Origin of the sequence: Mycolicibacterium wolinskyi str. Jessa 2025, from assembly GCF_049241375.1 — a bacterium.
GTDB lineage: Bacteria > Actinomycetota > Actinomycetes > Mycobacteriales > Mycobacteriaceae > Mycobacterium > Mycobacterium wolinskyi.
In genome coordinates, this window is sequence record NZ_CP185960.1 from 5068883 (window position 1) to 5082921 (window position 14039).

The following is a 14039-nucleotide window of genomic DNA, read 5'->3' on the forward strand; positions in this document are numbered from 1 at the left end:
GCTTGGTCACCACCGCCGCCCTCGGACCCGAATCTCCTTCACTGGAATTTCCCACGGGGCAAGCGGCCGGTCGATAAGCGGGCGAACTGTTTCTGGTCGAATTCGGTCATCGTTGTGCCGGATCTCGAAGGCTTGAGCGCTGAATGTGTTGTGTTCTCGCACTACATCGATCAGCTCTGCAACGAGAACGTCGAGTCGGCGGACCTCTCCTTCTGCGGCTTCCAGCCGTTCAACAAAGCTCACCGAGCGGTGGCCGCACCAAGCCCGGACAAGCTCGTGCTTGGGACGTACGTACTTGCGGTACACAAAGAATTCGCGCTCAGGAGAGGACATCTGCTTGCCGGACCCGTCGAAGAAGTCACGCTCGCACCCGCGTTTGCAGTGCTCGCGCGCTTCTGCTTCCTCTGCCATGACAGCTTCCAGGAGTGGTACTGGATTCGCGGCGCAGACGTACTCCGCTATTAGCAGCGTTCCGTAAGAAGATAATTCGATATCCCCGTCGCATTCGAACCAGTCAACCTGCCCCAGGACATCCGACATCGGCCGCTTCATCAGCTTCTCCAGCGCCGCCGTGTCGCTGACCGTAACGCCGTGTCGAGCTGGTGAGTTGTCATACATGACGATCTCTTCCGGTATCAGCGCGATGAGGACCATGAGGACCGCGCGCTGTTCAACGTCATCGAGGCCGTCGCCGTCTAAGCGCTGCCAGTTCGCCCAGCGTTCATCGAACGCGGCGAGGGTGCTCCACGGACCGTGCAGTCGTGAGCCCGGTACGTTTTCGTGCCGTCCAGCGTCATTACCGTCAAGGAACTCGATATCGACCCGTACCGACTGCTTGCGTTTCTCGATCCCGAGGATCCTAACCCGCTCGGTCGGGCTGTAGGTCCTCAGTCGGTAGATCCATTCGTCGCCGATTTCCATGGTCTCGATCGTTGCAGGGTATGAGCAGCGCTGCGCAGCGACAGCACACAACTACGCGAAGGGGCCTGGTTGCGATTCTTCCCGTTTCAATTGTCGAAGCATGCTGTTTACCAGACTATCTCGTTCTTCAAGAGTCCACTCGCGGATGTCAGGCAGCTCTAGACGATGGGCAAGGGGATCGAGCGTTGCGTTGACGTAGCCCAGACACCAATCTCTCCACTCCAATGCCGCTGTGCGGTCGGCCACTTCGGGCAGTTGATCGATCGCCATATCCATGGCACCGAGGTACTCGCGAAGCTGGAGTACTTCGCGCCATTGTGCGTGCTGCGCTCTGAGTACTTCGCCACGGACATTCTCGGCGTGCACGACGCGCGCCCGCCGCTCGGCTTCAGTCAGCAAGCGTTCTCGCTCAATTGCAGCCAGTCGCTCTTGTTCTTGCCGCCGATCGGTCTGATCGGCCCGTCGCTCCAGTTCCCAGAGCACCTTGGGAAGCAATCGTTCGACTCGGCCACGCTTGGCGGGCGAGTCCGACCATGACTCGGTAATCCCGGATCGCCCATGTGCCTCCCAGAGCAGCCCGACCGCGAGCGATTCTTGCGGATCGGACGGTGGACGCTTGGGAGGTTGGCCCCACCGCGGCGGTGGTACCTCTCGGTATTTCTGCCACACCCCGATCAGGTAGCGGTGATCGCGAATGCCGATCGCCACATGACCAGCTCTTGACTGCCTGTAGTGATAGCTGCGCTCGGGGTTCGCGGATTCGACCCCCCACCCACGTGCCTCGCATTCCACGGCTACGGCCTGCAGGATGCGCAGCATCCGGCGCTCTGCCGTGACAGACATGGACACGAACTCGACTGCGCGAAGCGGCGCCAGTGCGGGATGCCACTTGCCGATACGTTGAGCCTCAACGACTTCGGACGCAGGCATTGTTCGCCAGTACGGTGCGTTCTCCAGGCGGATGACGGCAATTTCCCAGCGGCTGCCCATCTCGATCGTGAGCTTCTTGCCCTCGGGCGCAAGCTTGTGGCGGTTCACCGCCGCGATCAGCGACGAGTACGTCCTTGTGCCGTCTTTCGACTCACGATGTATCTCCCCACCAGCTTCGATCACCGTATCGACCAGTTCGCGAGCCCGACTGTGTAGGCGCTGATCGCCGGTCTCGACTGCCGCGGTAGTTTGACATCGGTCTGCGACGGGTCGCACAGCAGCACCTGTGGGACGGTCGACGGTGATCACATTCACGCCCTGGCTGCGACGCGCCCTGGTCCAGTGGCCCGCGGGGTAGTCGCCTTTGGCCAGATAGTGCTCGCCCGCGGGCAGGATCGTCGCGCTCCACATGCCGCCGCGTTTGGAGACCGCCACCAACCGGCGAGACGACAGGGCCGTGGCCGTAGTCTTGAAGGTGAAGTCGCTCCAGCGTCCGTCTGGGCAGCCGTCGCTGATCCAGCTGAGGACCTCAATCTGACGTGCATTCAGCGGAGCATCAAGCGCCATAGCCGTGATTGTCTGCGATCCCGCCGCGAGACGCGATTCAATGGGGTCGGTTCAGTCGGGTCGAGCACCTATCGTCGAAGAATGGCCGACTGATGGCAAACGAAACATTTCTACTCCACCAGCAACACCACCGCATGGACTCACATATCGCGCCGATCAATCAATTCGTCGCTGACCTGCGGGATGTGGCGAACAACCTCTGGTTGCCCGAGGTCGCACCGATGCACGGCGGGATCGATGCGCAAGTGCTCTCGGTCCTCCGCGACCCTGGCCCGAAGACGCAACTCGGCAGCGGCTCAGGGTTTCTCTGCATCGAGAACGACGACCCGACGGCCGAGCGCCAACTACAGCTGTTTGAGCAGCACGGCATTTCACCCCGAAAAGTCCTGCCGTGGAACGCATATCCCTGGTATGTCAACCGCGCGCCGAAGGCGGGTGAGCTCAATGCCGGCGCAGCCGTGCTCCTGCAGCTCCTTGACCTGGTGCCAACGTGCTGCGTCGTACTACTTCAAGGCACCCACGCCGTCGATGTGTGGCACCGCATGCTCAAGCTGTCACCGACGCTCCCGCAGGAGCGAGGCATCGAAGCCGTCGAGAGCATTCATCCGGGCAGGCAAGCGCTGTGGACTCCGAACCCCACAGAACGCCAAGCGCGAATCAACAAACAGACTGCGGCCTACGCCCGAGTGGCCGCGATGATCTCCGCCGATTGAGCAGTGCAGCTGTTCGTCCTCGTGCGAGGTTGCCGTCACCGTCGAACGGCAAGCCCCTGCTAGGGCTGGCGCCGAGGCCATCCCCGCCGGAAGTATGCCGCGCGGGGATCTGGCTCCTTCGGGATGTTGAGTCGATTGAAATCTGAAGAACGCGCGATCCACTGCACCGCTTCGCCGGGTAAGTAGATCTCGCGGTCTTGATGCTTCCAATAGTCGTCAGCGCTGGACGGTCCGCCTAGCCGCTCAATTTCGAACAGCGAATACTCAGGGAGCGACGACCACAAATTATTTACGATCCAACGGCGAACTTCTTCATGAAGAAGTGGCCACCACTCATCGATCGATTTCATACTCACCAGCTATGGCTAATGCGCGGCCTCAAATGCCTCAACGATCTCCGCTTTGACGCGCCCCCGGTCAGCCACATCATAACCACTGTTACGGGCCCACTCACGAATCGCAGAGAGTTGTTCCTTCGAGCTAACTGCCTTGGCGCCAGTCGATTTCACTCGCCGGGCACCGCCGCCGCGCACCTTCGCTGCAGCATCGACATACGGCTTTAGCGCCTTATCGAGCTTGGCAGCATTCGCACTCGACAAGTCGATCTGGTACTGAACGCCGCGCAGCGAGAACTCGATACGTTCACCACCACCATCGGAGATTTCAGAGCCGTCGATATCGTCAATAAGTTGGCGGACAATGCGCTCAGCCATGGTATTCCTCATCTATTAGAACGTGCACGGACACGCTACCACTAAACGATACCGACGGTTCCGAACACCTAGCCAAAGCCTCACGGTCGACGCATAACGATAGTCTCGAGATATTCCTATCCTTAGCCAAAACTTATGCGGCCACGAGCCGACGCCACGCGTGACTACGCTCGAAACTGTGGCGGTACGTAGAAGTTCTCGTGCGGGATCTCGCGCCCTGACGCCGTCTCGACGATGTGGATTCCTTCGTCATCGCGAACGATCTGAAGGTCTGAGCCAACGGGGAAGTCATAGATTCCAATAAGCGCCGGTTCGATGTAGCAGACCTCGTTAAAGTCCACGATCTGCCAGTTAGTCGGCACGTCGAGGTACTCACTTGTGTCGATATGACTCATGATTCGCCAGCCGTTGTCTGCTGGCCGCTGGGACGGGTGCCGCACCATCCAGCGCACCACACCTCGACGCTCCATGACGTTCCTGGTAGCCAGGCACACCCCAGCCTTGGGGATAAATTCGATATAGTCGCTCACGGTTACTAGCTCGTCCCTACTGCGATTTCATAGGCGCGTACCCGCTCGCGTAGCAGGGGGAGATTCCACACCGAATCGAAGATGAGTTCGTGGAGGGTCCCTTTTTCGTACGGTGCATTTAGGTCAAGGTTCGGCTGCGCGAAGATGACGTCGTAGAACGGCTCACATGCAGTTTCGGGCCTCGGCCCGTGCTGGATGAGAACCGCAAGCGGTGGCCCCGAACGCTTCGAATCCTGATTAATGTCGGCTCCGCCTTCGATTAGGCGGCGCAGCATCGGCGCTTCCTTCGCTGCATCGTGATAGCGAGAGCCAAACAGGACATGCAGCACATTGATCCCGTTCGAAACAATCGATGGATCAGCACCGTCGTCAAGGAGTTGGTTGGTAATCGCCACCCGGGCGTCGATGTCCTTGTTCGCAACGGATTTGAATAGCAGTGATCTGCCACCTGCGGCGAGGCGAGTCGCGTCAGCTGGCGAGTACTCCCCCATGAAGTCGTCATAGGACCCTGACTGAGCTTGGTACTGCAGACTCACTTCATCCCGTCCTTCTCACTCTCACGGCCCCTCGTCGATATGCGATCGGTTCCTGAACGGGTCCTGCACTCGATATTGCGCGGGATCGCGGAACGTTTCAAGGAATTCCTCGTAGGTTGTGACACCGCTCAGATAGTCTTCGCGGAGGAAACGGTACTCCCCACCTTCGACATGCCCCATATCCCACAACCCTTTTCGTGGATCTCCAGGCTGCCATTCGATGAGACGGTGGCCATCTTCGATGATCCAATCCTCACCAATCGGACCGTCGGGATGCAGGCGAACCCATTGTTGATTCGGCCCTGGCTCGGGCAGTCCGACTCTGCTGTCACGTATATCGAACAGTTGCTCATCGCGTGAGAGGTCCCAGACGCTTGCCACTTGCCCGGGTGCGAAGTCAGGCCGACTGTTCGCATACGGAAGGCGGTCGCCGCTGGCGTCGTAGCCAAAGGAGCCAGGCTCTCCCTGGAGCGGTAGATGCCCAGTCGGCGGCGAACTGTGATCTCCGCCGGACCCGGTAGCGACAGGATTGTCGAGCGAGCCAGGATGCAGGGCAGGTGTGGACTGATCGAAAATCGGCGTCGGGTTGTGTGCTGTCCGAGGAACATCGATCACCTCATGCGGAATGCCACTGCGTGCGACATCGTCGAGTGCGCCCAGACGCGCTGCGGCCGCGCCTTCCGCACCGAACGGCAATGTCGCCGCGGTAGCGCCGACGTCGACCGCTTTCCCACCGAGCCAATACTCGGGGTAGCGGCGGGCCATCTCAGCTTCCTCAACGGCGGTTCGTGCCGCCGTGCCGTACGGATCCAATGCCGTCTCGGCAAGGCCGGTACCGACGTTCTCCCACGACTCCTTGAACGTGTCCCACCCGTTCTGCCCGGCGAGATTGTCGACGCTGTCCTCGATTTCGCGCAACCGATTACCGACGCCTTCACCAAAGGTGGGACGGTCCAAGGGCGGCGCTTCGGGTGGAGAGTAGGGCACGAGCGGTTTCTGGGCGTTGGTCACCATGTCGTTGAGACGCTGCTCGATCTGATCGGCCGGCACGCCGTCCTGCTGCATCAGCTTTCGGGCAGTCGCCTTGAACTCCTCGACTTTGGCCGGATCAAGACGAGGTCCGGTGGCAGCAGGAACTGGTTGCCCGGCGACCTCGTCCAACGCTTCGTTGAGGTTCTCGGGCTGGTCAGGGTCGGTGGTCTTCTCTGGAACGAGGAGCTCATCCAACGGGCTCTTGGCCTCATCGGCGGCGGTGGCAGGTTCCGTGCCGGTGTCTCCGACTTCCTCCGTTATTGACTCCGGGGGCAGCAGCATGTCCTGCCAGGTCTTGCCGGGCTCGTCGGAGTCCGGGCCAGCGGCTTCGGTTTTATTGTCGACAAGCTGAATCGTGGGGTCACGGCCGTCGGCTGAAGCCTCGCCTTCGAAGCGAATGCCTTCCAGCTCGGCGGCCTTGTCCTGAAGCCGTTGTCCGACAAGCGCATCGGTGGCCGCGAGTTGCTCAGCGCGCCAGCGGATGTACTCGGCGTGCTCTGCTGCAGCGGTCGCTCGTGCAGCGGCGGTCTCCACGTCGTATGCGCGGGTGTCCGTAACCGACAAATCCTCGCCGACAGTGAAGCCGTCGGCTTCAGCTTCCGCGATTGCGTCGAGCACCCGGCTGCGCGCACCCGCGATGTCCTGCGCACCCTGGGCGGCGATCTCGGCACCTTCTCGCTGCACATCGCCGTGGTGGCGCGCTACTGCCAGATCGGCGGTCACCCGGTCGAGAGCGGCATCTTTCGCGTCACCCGCCCAGGTCGTGCCGCCGGGATGCAGAATGTTCTGCCGATGCGATTCGAAGGCAGTCTCACCGGTCGCAGCAGCAGCCCGCCACCGCGTGGCTGCAGCGTCAAGATCCTTGGTGTCCCAGTCCTGCACCTGGGAACGGGTCGGCACGGCCGCCCCGGTGCCCGGTGCGGCCACTGGGCTCACACTGACACCGAGGTGATGGCCTCGGCGCTGCCCCCGTCTGTCTCGTCGTAACTGTGGCTGGCCGCTGACACATCTCCGGACTGCCCCGTGATCCTGGTCGCTTGGCGCTGGCGCACTGCGGCGGCGGCAGCATCCAGCGCTGCGATACCCGTGCCGCTCGGCCGAGCGCCGACAGGCCCGGCCTCGGCGCCATCCGCCAGCACGTCCGCGGCAATCTGCTCGCTATCGAACGCGGCCGTCCGCAGCCCACTGCTGTCGACTTCAAGTTCGTCCGCCATGGCCCCTCCAACCCGACGTATGCCTACCGAGCACGCTACCGGACGTCGTGAGGTGCGATGCGCAGGAAAATGTCCGCCGCTTCTCCAGTTTGCCGACGACGCAAAGCGTGCGCCGAGTGGATCTCCAACCCGGTCACAATCGAGGAATGTACGACCAGCCGATACCGCCGATCGAGTTCGAACCGCCGTACTCGATGGATTTCGTTTCGCACCTCGACGCCGGCTGCTACCCCGACGAGATAATGGCCGAACGTCTCGCCGCCGTGAGCCGAGACGAGGAGGGCAGGCGCATGCTCGATGCGCTGGCCATCGTGGGGCTCGAACTACGCCTGGCCGCCAACTGACGGAGACCACTTGCAGCCGGGTCTGTCATTTCAAAGGGCGTTGCAGACAGTGCTCACACCTCGACACACGCCGACGGGGCAAGCCCTACGGATCGAGCTTGAGTGTGGCCCTCAGCGATCCACGGTGACGGCGGTATGCATCGGCAGGATCTCGATCGGCCGCTTCAATGCGGATCAGTGGTGGATAGCCCATCGCCGGTGTCGCGAGGTCGCGGAGCGCGTCGTAGTAGGCGCGCTGGCGCTGCCTGCCTCCGGTGCCGAAGCCACGCGCAGCTTTGGTGCGAAAGTAGCCATCAGACTGGCGCTGCCATTTTCGGCATAGCTCTTTGTATTCCTGGAGGCCGAAACCGAGCGGTGTCTCCGGCGGGTACAACTCCAGTGTCTGCAATCGGAATGACGTGAAGTGTTGTGACTCATCGACTTCGATCAACGTCTGAGTCGCTGCATGGATGAAGTCGCCACGGAGTCGAGTGGGGCGGGCGGTGTCAAGCACCGCGAGATCACCACCCAGTGCGAGATAGATGCGTTCGAGCACCTCGACGATGGGACGGCGTTCCTGGTCAGTAGGTAGCCCGAGGTGGCCGCGCTGAGTGAGCCAGTCGACCGATTGGCCTGATAACTCGATACCGTCGTCCGCCGCGGCCTCTGCGAACATTCGCTGCGTCTCGCCAACCGGCACGCCCACATTGTGTCAGCCGCAGTGCTTCGCGGCAGCCGTTCCGCTCGGCTACCGCTTCTTTGCCATCAGCGCGTCGATGAACCCCATCGCGGCTTCGCGGCTCTCGAACGGCAGTCGCAGCTCGCCGCGCTGGTCCCTCACGGCCATCGCGACCATCGTTTTCACCACACTCGTCGGAAACTGGCCCTCTCGAAAAACATCACGAAGGGCGATGCCATCAACCGATTCTGCACGCACGTCGGCGCTACCCGTCGAGGCGGCCGTGATCTGGTCATCGAAGAGCATGTCTAAAACACGAACCCCGTCGCGCAATACGACGGGGTTCGGGTTGCCAGAAGATTCATCACCGGGCGGCGGAGCGGCAGGACCACCTGGACCGCCCTGCTCGCTGAGGTACGCCACGACTCGCCCCAGAGCGGAAAGTTGTTGGAGGATGGCCTGGTAAGCATCGGAGTGAGAGCCGAATCCCCGAGGGGGTGGTTGTTCCATGGTGCCCGCCTCCCGACGTAGCAGTGTTACGCGCCGGACACGATGAGCATACGACGTCACCGCAGGTCAGGGCAGTTTGAGATGCCGAATTGTTACTTTGAAGTAAGGTCGGTCGCCTCAGGCGCTCCAGCGGCAACAGGAGACCCACCAGCCACGAACATTTCTGCGGCCTCGATACCTAACTCACGCGCTTTCGCCAACGCGGCCGGGATATCGACCGGTATCCGATCGCACCGCGTGTAACTGGGATCCGCGCCCAGCAGTTCCCCGAGTTCTTCGGTGAAACTGCCGATGGCTTCATCGAGGTTGCCTTCCCAGTCGCCCAGTGAAAAATGGATGCGGACTCCGTTCGGGGGAATGAACCAGCTTGCCGAATGCCGGCCGCGCAACCGCTCCGAAACGCGGTACAGAACCCGCGGATGCGACTGTGTGTCGGAACTGACCCACATCTGAATCGCGACGCGGTGCGTCGGCCAGTTGAGCCGACGCTCCATCTCGCTCGTGACGGAAAGGTCAGGCAAGGGCAGGGGTACGACGTCGGTGGAGTGCATGGCTGCCTCGCCGACCACGCGAAGATGGCGCTCCCGCTCAGGGAGCGGCGTTTCATCGTTGGCCGCTTGCTGAGGACGCCGTTCCATCTGCACTTAGGATACCCTAATTAGTTGAAACCGGACAGTGCACCTGGCACGAAAACCTAGCGCACCGTCGCTGAACCTGCAGCGCTTCGAATGCTGCCCACCTGCAGAGAAGGGGCCATAAGCGGGCGGATTGCACGTAGCAGCGGACGCCGAGCGATTCTGCTGCAGCGACTTTCGCCAGCGAGCCTTGCTACTTACATTTGCCCGCCTTCGGCGCGCGCTGGCTCAGCGCGGACGCGGCGGCGGTCTTCGACGCCTTGCTCGTGCCGGAACTCCTCAGCACCTTCGAAGCCGCCTTTGCCGCTTTCGCGCTTGTCTTTCGTCCTGCCATTTTCATCACCTCCCGCGTGTCGTCGTGTTGGTTTTCGCTCAACATCGACGCTACCGCTCCCCACTGACACATCTCGGGATGGCGCAGTACACGACCTTCCGCCGAGCCCAGTTCGGCCACATCGCGCCAAGGCCAGGAACGGCGAGCTTTCGCCGTGGGCAGCTGGGTGATGACAGCGGACACATTTCCGCGCAGGTGCCGAATCATGGCTGGCGGCCTTCAGCGGGGCCCAAGCGATCCCCCAGCGCAGGCCGATCCCGATCAGCTCGGCTTGTCAGACCGCCGTGTCATGCTCGCAGGCCCACAAGAGGAGAGGAGCCGCTCATGTCTGCTTGGCCAGACCATGCCGATCCGTCCGAAGCCGACCGCCACGCAATCGCGCGGCTTCTGCAAGCCCGAGGTGAACCGCAGGCAGCGGCCATCGTTGCATTGTCCGTGTACCACCCCGAGCACGTCGACAATTGGGACGGTGGGCAGTACGAGGCCGTCCTGGAGGTGCCGCCGGAGTTCTACGACCAGGTGCAGACCGACGAGTTCACTTCAGTGATCAGCGACGCCGCCAAAGCTGTCATCGGTGCCGGACACTATGCGGGACTGAATATCCGCGTCTCGGTGGCGCCGGCCGATGCGGAGTGGGTCGCTGACGTAGTGAACAGCCTGCGCACCCGCCACGTCGCATCAGAGCGCGTCGTTGACCGCCGTCCGGCGATCAACGGGTAGGTGAAACTGCTGGCGTGGTGTCAGTGCTCGGCGGTAAGTTCGCAGACATGAACATGGGGCGGCGCAGGCCACGGGACTCGGTGGAGACACCGCGGCCCCTGTTCGTCCTCATCCGGGGGTAACGGGCAGGGGCCTTGTCCCCGGAGGCTTTGCCTTGTCTCGTACCGATGCCCACGCCCACTTTGGATTCGTCTCTTACGCGGCGAACTCGCTGTCGAGGCGCATCATGCGTCCGCCCATGACCACTGCGATCTTCCCGAGCGCCCGTCGGTCGAACGGCTAACACACCGACCAGCCACGAAGTGCCACTGGTCGTTTCGCTATACCGGCACCGCCATCTGCTCATGCTGGATGTGCCACGCAGGCTGGGACTTTCGCCGATCAAACCGCCGCGTCCGGCAGCGCAGCCGGATCGCGCTGCGCACTGCGGCGCAACAGTGGTCCGCTGGTGACGACTCGGCGTTCGATGACCTCACCGAACCGGGTCGTACCCGGTTCTGGTAGCCGACCTGAGCGGCGGCGCAATTCGGTTGCTGCGGAAAGCGTCGTCGGCCACCATGGACAACCATGCGCGTCATCTTGGTAACGGGTGCCCGCGACTGGCCAGATGACCGCCTCGTCTGGGGTGCGCTCTCAGAGCAGGTGCGAGACCACGGCCCGGTCGTGCTTGTCCACGGCGGGCTGCCAGCCGGCGTTGACGCCCTCGCTCACGCATGGCTTTATCTCGATGATCCGGTATGTGACAAGCCGTGCTGCGATCCGCAGATTCAACGGGTGATGCGCCAGCTGGAGGAAAGTTACCCCGTTGACCTGCGCGCCGACGGGATAGGTGGCATCGCGGCACGCAATCAGCGCATGGTCGACCGCGGCGCCGATCTGTGCCTCGCCTTCATCAGCACGGCTTCGAAGGGTTCCATCGACTGCATGACCCGCGCACGCATCGCGGGCATTCCCGTCATCGAGCACCAACTCGATTCCGGCCCACAGGTCGATCACCGCACCCTTTGCTGCGCGGACTGTGTGCATCCGGCGATCGACCACGATGCTCACGGCTGCCAGGTGTACGGCTGCTTTGATGACTGCAGCTGCACTGGGTACCAGGTGGATCCGATGGACCTCGTGTAGATCGATTCTGCCGCTCGACGCTTACTCAGGCGGCGAGGGCAATCCCTCTACAAGCTTGCCCGCATCAGTTTCGAGGCCACGCGCGATCTTGATGATGTTGTGCAGCGTCAGGTTTCGTCGCCCGCGTTCCACCTGACCGAGATAGGTCCAGTGCAGGCCGATCCGCTCGGCAGCGGCTTCCTGACTCAATCCCAACTCGTTCCGTCGTTCGGCGACCCGGCGGCCGAATTCTCGGGTCGTATCCGAGATTGGCGATTGGGATGGCGCGGGCATGACCCAAGCCCATAGGTAGCATGACTATCAATCCAGAGACAATGAATCCCATGCCCTTGAATCCTGGTAGATTTCCTCGTACGGTTGTCGGACCGACCGGAGAACCGGATCGGGTGGCACGGCGAACCATGGGAGGCGGGTGAACGGCATGGGCGGCGGCGATGGTTTCGTTGGCGGCGGTGACGGCTAATCCGTCACGGCGCATCAGAAAAGGGGTGTAGCGCGAATTGCGCTGCACCCCTTTTCCTTTGAGCTATTATCCGACTGTTCACGCACAACAATGCTTGCTACAATGTAGTGAGTTCATGCATAGCCCGCTTCAACGCATTATCAAGCTTCAGACCGTCCTCTTCGCACTGGCCGTCGCGATCGGCGGTATTGCACTCATGGTCTTCGACGATCAACTTCAGCGCACCCCCGCGCTGCAGTGGCTAGGCTTCGTGTCCTGGTCCGGCATAGGCGACACCCTCATCACCCTGGCCCTGGTGGGGATCGTCTTTGATTACCTCATCAACAAGGACAAAGAAGCCCGCGACACCGAGCGACTACGGAGCGTGCTTCAGGAATCCGCGCCGGCGATCCGGGACGCCGTTATCGACGGGTTCGCTTTCGGCCACGACGATCTCTCACGAGTATCCAATCCCGAGACGCTCGATAACGTCATTCGCAACAGCCTGGCACTTCGCCTCGGCGACAAGAGCTTCGCCGAAGAGGTCTACAACGACATCCGCGACCAGGCCGTCAAAGCGCCCGAACGCTGGCATGACGCCAGGGTCGAGGTCCAGCTCTCTCCCCTAGCGACACCGACAGGGACTGCCGAAGGATCCGCCTCTGCAAACGGCGACCCAGAATCCCTATACGTCGTCACCGTGCGCTGGGAGTACACAGTCGTTCCCCGATTCCATACGCGCCGCTTCGTCTGCATCTCGGACAAAGACGAATATCGCGACCTGATCGAGGAGTATGACGGCACCAGCGCTTGGTATTTCACACCCAAGGGCGGAGTCGACGCCAACTCCAAAGAGGCTTTCGAAGTGGTCCAGTTCGCGGTCAACGGCGAAGAACGGCCTATCCGCAGGACCGAGCGCAAGGGCGGGCAGGTCTACACGGTTGGCATCGGCACTGCAGCTGGCGACGAATCGCCAGTCAACCTCAGCTACACCTACCGCACTGTGACCGCCGAGCGCGGGCACCTGCTCTATATCGACATCGAACAGCCGACTCGCGGCATCGAGGTGGACCTGGACTACGGAGACTGCGACATCGAGCGGGTGAGTGTCCTCGATCTGATTGCCAGCAGTAAGTCAACACGAGTGGAACGAACGCCAGTCTCGGTGCCAGAGAGGTCGGTTCGCGTGTCGTTCGATGGGTGGGCCTTTCCACGCAACGGAGTCGGATTCGTCTGGATTAGCCATCGGAAGGCCATCCGACAGCTCGAACGTCCGACCGCCACTTCTAACTGAATCGAACCAAGGATATCCGCAGGGATCGCCGAGCCTCGCATCAACATGAACCGTCCGACAACGCACGAATCGGTGAGCCGAAGCATAGGGCGAAAATCGAGCTACCGCGGCTGCCGCTTTGCAAGGATTACCTCAGAGTGTCGAAGGGCGTCGAATCCCTGTGGTTACGATGATCAAGCGCGATCAGCATTTCAATGCTTAGAATGCGGCATCGGACACAGAGGAGAGCGATGAGCACCTTCGAGCGCAGGTTTAGGCTTGGTCAGAAGCAGAACTTTGCGTTCACAAGAACCGTTCGAATCCATCAGGTTTACTGGCGGCTCGGACACGGATGGTCGCTCCGAATACGTCAGGAAGACGAACCTACTGATTACAAACAAACAGTCGCAATTAAAGGCCCCCGGAAGGGCTCGGATCGGCCTGAGATGAGAATGCCGATTTTCGAAAGTATGTCTGATGATGAGAAAATCCAGACTCTCCCTCTCCTCACAGCGTTGCTGGGAACCGGGCAGCCGTATGCGATCGACAAGACCCGTTCCTTCTTCGATGAGGGCGGGGTGACATGGGAGCTCGACGAGTTTCATGGTAAGCACGCTGGCCTAATAATCGCTGAAGTTCATTCTCCTGACCGTGCGGCAATCGACGCGATCACTCCACCTAAATGGGCGGATCTGGAGGTCACAGCCGATACGCGGTACAACAACGAGAACCTCGCTTATGAGGACTGCACCTGGATCCAGGAGCCATTTTGACCACTAGTGTGTTGCTCGGGGCCGGTGCATCGATGGACGGTGGCATCCCAACGTCCTCGCAGCTGCTCG

General features: G+C 61.5%; 18 protein-coding genes. 7 read left to right on the forward strand and 11 right to left on the reverse strand.

All coding sequences use genetic code 11. The annotated features are described in order from the left end of the window. Positions 1–6 precede the first annotated feature (6 nt). Positions 7–921 (reverse strand): hypothetical protein, encoded by a 915-nt coding sequence (locus ACOI2T_RS25030; protein ID WP_421874627.1) that lies wholly within the window; start codon positions 919–921, stop codon positions 7–9. Between the two features lie 51 nt (positions 922–972). Beyond that, on the reverse strand, positions 973–2418 hold the full coding sequence (locus ACOI2T_RS25035; RefSeq protein ID WP_421874629.1) for a hypothetical protein: 1446 nt from the start codon (positions 2416–2418) through the stop codon (positions 973–975). 134 nt (positions 2419–2552) lie between these two features. Between ACOI2T_RS25035 and ACOI2T_RS25040 the strand changes: the two genes are divergently transcribed. Beyond that, positions 2553–3131, forward strand: a complete 579-nt coding sequence (locus ACOI2T_RS25040; protein WP_421874631.1) for a uracil-DNA glycosylase family protein — start codon at positions 2553–2555, stop codon at positions 3129–3131. Between the two features lie 365 nt (positions 3132–3496). On the opposite strand, the gene ACOI2T_RS25045 is transcribed toward ACOI2T_RS25040, so the two are convergent. From ACOI2T_RS25045 to ACOI2T_RS25065, 5 genes are all read right to left on the reverse strand, one after another. Then, positions 3497–3844: a histone-like nucleoid-structuring protein Lsr2 gene (locus ACOI2T_RS25045; RefSeq protein ID WP_421874633.1), complete on the reverse strand. Its 348-nt coding sequence runs from the start codon at positions 3842–3844 to the stop codon at positions 3497–3499. Positions 3845–4008: 164 nt separating this feature from the next. Continuing rightward, the gene (locus tag ACOI2T_RS25050; protein WP_421874635.1) at positions 4009–4374 is read right to left on the reverse strand and encodes a DUF2185 domain-containing protein; all 366 of its coding nucleotides are present in this window, start codon (positions 4372–4374) and stop codon (positions 4009–4011) included. A 5-nt stretch (positions 4375–4379) separates the two neighbouring features. Continuing rightward, positions 4380–4910: an ankyrin repeat domain-containing protein gene (locus ACOI2T_RS25055; RefSeq protein WP_421874638.1), complete on the reverse strand. Its 531-nt coding sequence runs from the start codon at positions 4908–4910 to the stop codon at positions 4380–4382. 21 nt (positions 4911–4931) lie between these two features. Further along, positions 4932–6869 (reverse strand): HNH/ENDO VII family nuclease, encoded by a 1938-nt coding sequence (locus ACOI2T_RS25060; protein WP_421874641.1) that lies wholly within the window; start codon positions 6867–6869, stop codon positions 4932–4934. Positions 6870–6874: 5 nt separating this feature from the next. Beyond that, complete coding sequence (locus ACOI2T_RS25065; RefSeq protein WP_421874644.1) at positions 6875–7156, reverse strand: hypothetical protein; 282 nt, start codon at positions 7154–7156, stop codon at positions 6875–6877. 146 nt (positions 7157–7302) lie between these two features. Between ACOI2T_RS25065 and ACOI2T_RS25070 the strand changes: the two genes are divergently transcribed. Next, positions 7303–7500, forward strand: a complete 198-nt coding sequence (locus ACOI2T_RS25070) for a hypothetical protein (protein ID WP_421874646.1) — start codon at positions 7303–7305, stop codon at positions 7498–7500. Positions 7501–7585: 85 nt separating this feature from the next. Here the strand turns inward: ACOI2T_RS25070 and ACOI2T_RS25075 are convergent, their stop codons facing one another. The 3 genes from ACOI2T_RS25075 to ACOI2T_RS25085 all read right to left on the reverse strand — a co-directional run bounded on the left by ACOI2T_RS25075 (position 7586) and on the right by ACOI2T_RS25085 (position 9306). Next, a complete protein-coding gene (locus ACOI2T_RS25075) occupies positions 7586–8179 on the reverse strand; it encodes a DUF7255 family protein (RefSeq protein WP_421874649.1) in 594 nt (197 codons plus the stop codon). 48 nt (positions 8180–8227) lie between these two features. After that, positions 8228–8668 carry a hypothetical protein gene (locus ACOI2T_RS25080; protein WP_421874651.1) on the reverse strand — a complete coding sequence of 147 codons (441 nt, stop codon included), beginning with the start codon at positions 8666–8668 and terminating at the stop codon, positions 8228–8230. Positions 8669–8760: 92 nt separating this feature from the next. Further along, the gene (locus tag ACOI2T_RS25085; RefSeq protein ID WP_421874654.1) at positions 8761–9306 is read right to left on the reverse strand and encodes a hypothetical protein; all 546 of its coding nucleotides are present in this window, start codon (positions 9304–9306) and stop codon (positions 8761–8763) included. 200 nt (positions 9307–9506) lie between these two features. On the opposite strand from ACOI2T_RS25085, the gene ACOI2T_RS25090 reads away from it, so the two are divergent. The 3 genes from ACOI2T_RS25090 to ACOI2T_RS25100 all read left to right on the forward strand — a co-directional run bounded on the left by ACOI2T_RS25090 (position 9507) and on the right by ACOI2T_RS25100 (position 11482). Then, entirely contained in the window at positions 9507–9704 is a 198-nt protein-coding gene (locus ACOI2T_RS25090; protein ID WP_421874657.1) for a hypothetical protein, read from the forward strand. A gap of 257 nt (positions 9705–9961) precedes the next feature. Next, positions 9962–10357: a hypothetical protein gene (locus ACOI2T_RS25095; RefSeq protein WP_421874659.1), complete on the forward strand. Its 396-nt coding sequence runs from the start codon at positions 9962–9964 to the stop codon at positions 10355–10357. A gap of 567 nt (positions 10358–10924) precedes the next feature. Continuing rightward, positions 10925–11482, forward strand: coding sequence for an SLOG family protein (locus tag ACOI2T_RS25100; RefSeq protein ID WP_421874662.1), 558 nt, complete (start codon positions 10925–10927; stop codon positions 11480–11482). A 21-nt stretch (positions 11483–11503) separates the two neighbouring features. On the opposite strand, the gene ACOI2T_RS25105 is transcribed toward ACOI2T_RS25100, so the two are convergent. Continuing rightward, positions 11504–11755, reverse strand: a complete 252-nt coding sequence (locus ACOI2T_RS25105; RefSeq protein ID WP_421874664.1) for a helix-turn-helix domain-containing protein — start codon at positions 11753–11755, stop codon at positions 11504–11506. Between the two features lie 305 nt (positions 11756–12060). On the opposite strand from ACOI2T_RS25105, the gene ACOI2T_RS25110 reads away from it, so the two are divergent. Continuing rightward, positions 12061–13218, forward strand: coding sequence for a hypothetical protein (locus tag ACOI2T_RS25110; RefSeq protein ID WP_421874667.1), 1158 nt, complete (start codon positions 12061–12063; stop codon positions 13216–13218). A gap of 230 nt (positions 13219–13448) precedes the next feature. Beyond that, complete coding sequence (locus ACOI2T_RS25115) at positions 13449–13970, forward strand: hypothetical protein (RefSeq protein WP_421874669.1); 522 nt, start codon at positions 13449–13451, stop codon at positions 13968–13970. Positions 13971–14039 lie beyond the last annotated feature (69 nt).

Coding starts and splice junctions, on each gene's coding strand:
- ACOI2T_RS25030 (WP_421874627.1), bottom strand. CDS start 921: ATGGAAATCGGCGACGAATGGATCTACCGACTGAGGACCTACAGCCCG.
- ACOI2T_RS25035 (WP_421874629.1), bottom strand. CDS start 2,418: ATGGCGCTTGATGCTCCGCTGAATGCACGTCAGATTGAGGTCCTCAGC.
- ACOI2T_RS25040 (WP_421874631.1), top strand. CDS start 2,553: ATGGACTCACATATCGCGCCGATCAATCAATTCGTCGCTGACCTGCGG.
- ACOI2T_RS25045 (WP_421874633.1), bottom strand. CDS start 3,844: ATGGCTGAGCGCATTGTCCGCCAACTTATTGACGATATCGACGGCTCT.
- ACOI2T_RS25065 (WP_421874644.1), bottom strand. CDS start 7,156: ATGGCGGACGAACTTGAAGTCGACAGCAGTGGGCTGCGGACGGCCGCG.
- ACOI2T_RS25070 (WP_421874646.1), top strand. CDS start 7,303: ATGTACGACCAGCCGATACCGCCGATCGAGTTCGAACCGCCGTACTCG.
- ACOI2T_RS25080 (WP_421874651.1), bottom strand. CDS start 8,668: ATGGAACAACCACCCCCTCGGGGATTCGGCTCTCACTCCGATGCTTAC.
- ACOI2T_RS25085 (WP_421874654.1), bottom strand. CDS start 9,306: ATGGAACGGCGTCCTCAGCAAGCGGCCAACGATGAAACGCCGCTCCCT.
- ACOI2T_RS25095 (WP_421874659.1), top strand. CDS start 9,962: ATGTCTGCTTGGCCAGACCATGCCGATCCGTCCGAAGCCGACCGCCAC.
- ACOI2T_RS25100 (WP_421874662.1), top strand. CDS start 10,925: ATGCGCGTCATCTTGGTAACGGGTGCCCGCGACTGGCCAGATGACCGC.
- ACOI2T_RS25105 (WP_421874664.1), bottom strand. CDS start 11,755: ATGCCCGCGCCATCCCAATCGCCAATCTCGGATACGACCCGAGAATTC.
- ACOI2T_RS25110 (WP_421874667.1), top strand. CDS start 12,061: ATGCATAGCCCGCTTCAACGCATTATCAAGCTTCAGACCGTCCTCTTC.
- ACOI2T_RS25115 (WP_421874669.1), top strand. CDS start 13,449: ATGAGCACCTTCGAGCGCAGGTTTAGGCTTGGTCAGAAGCAGAACTTT.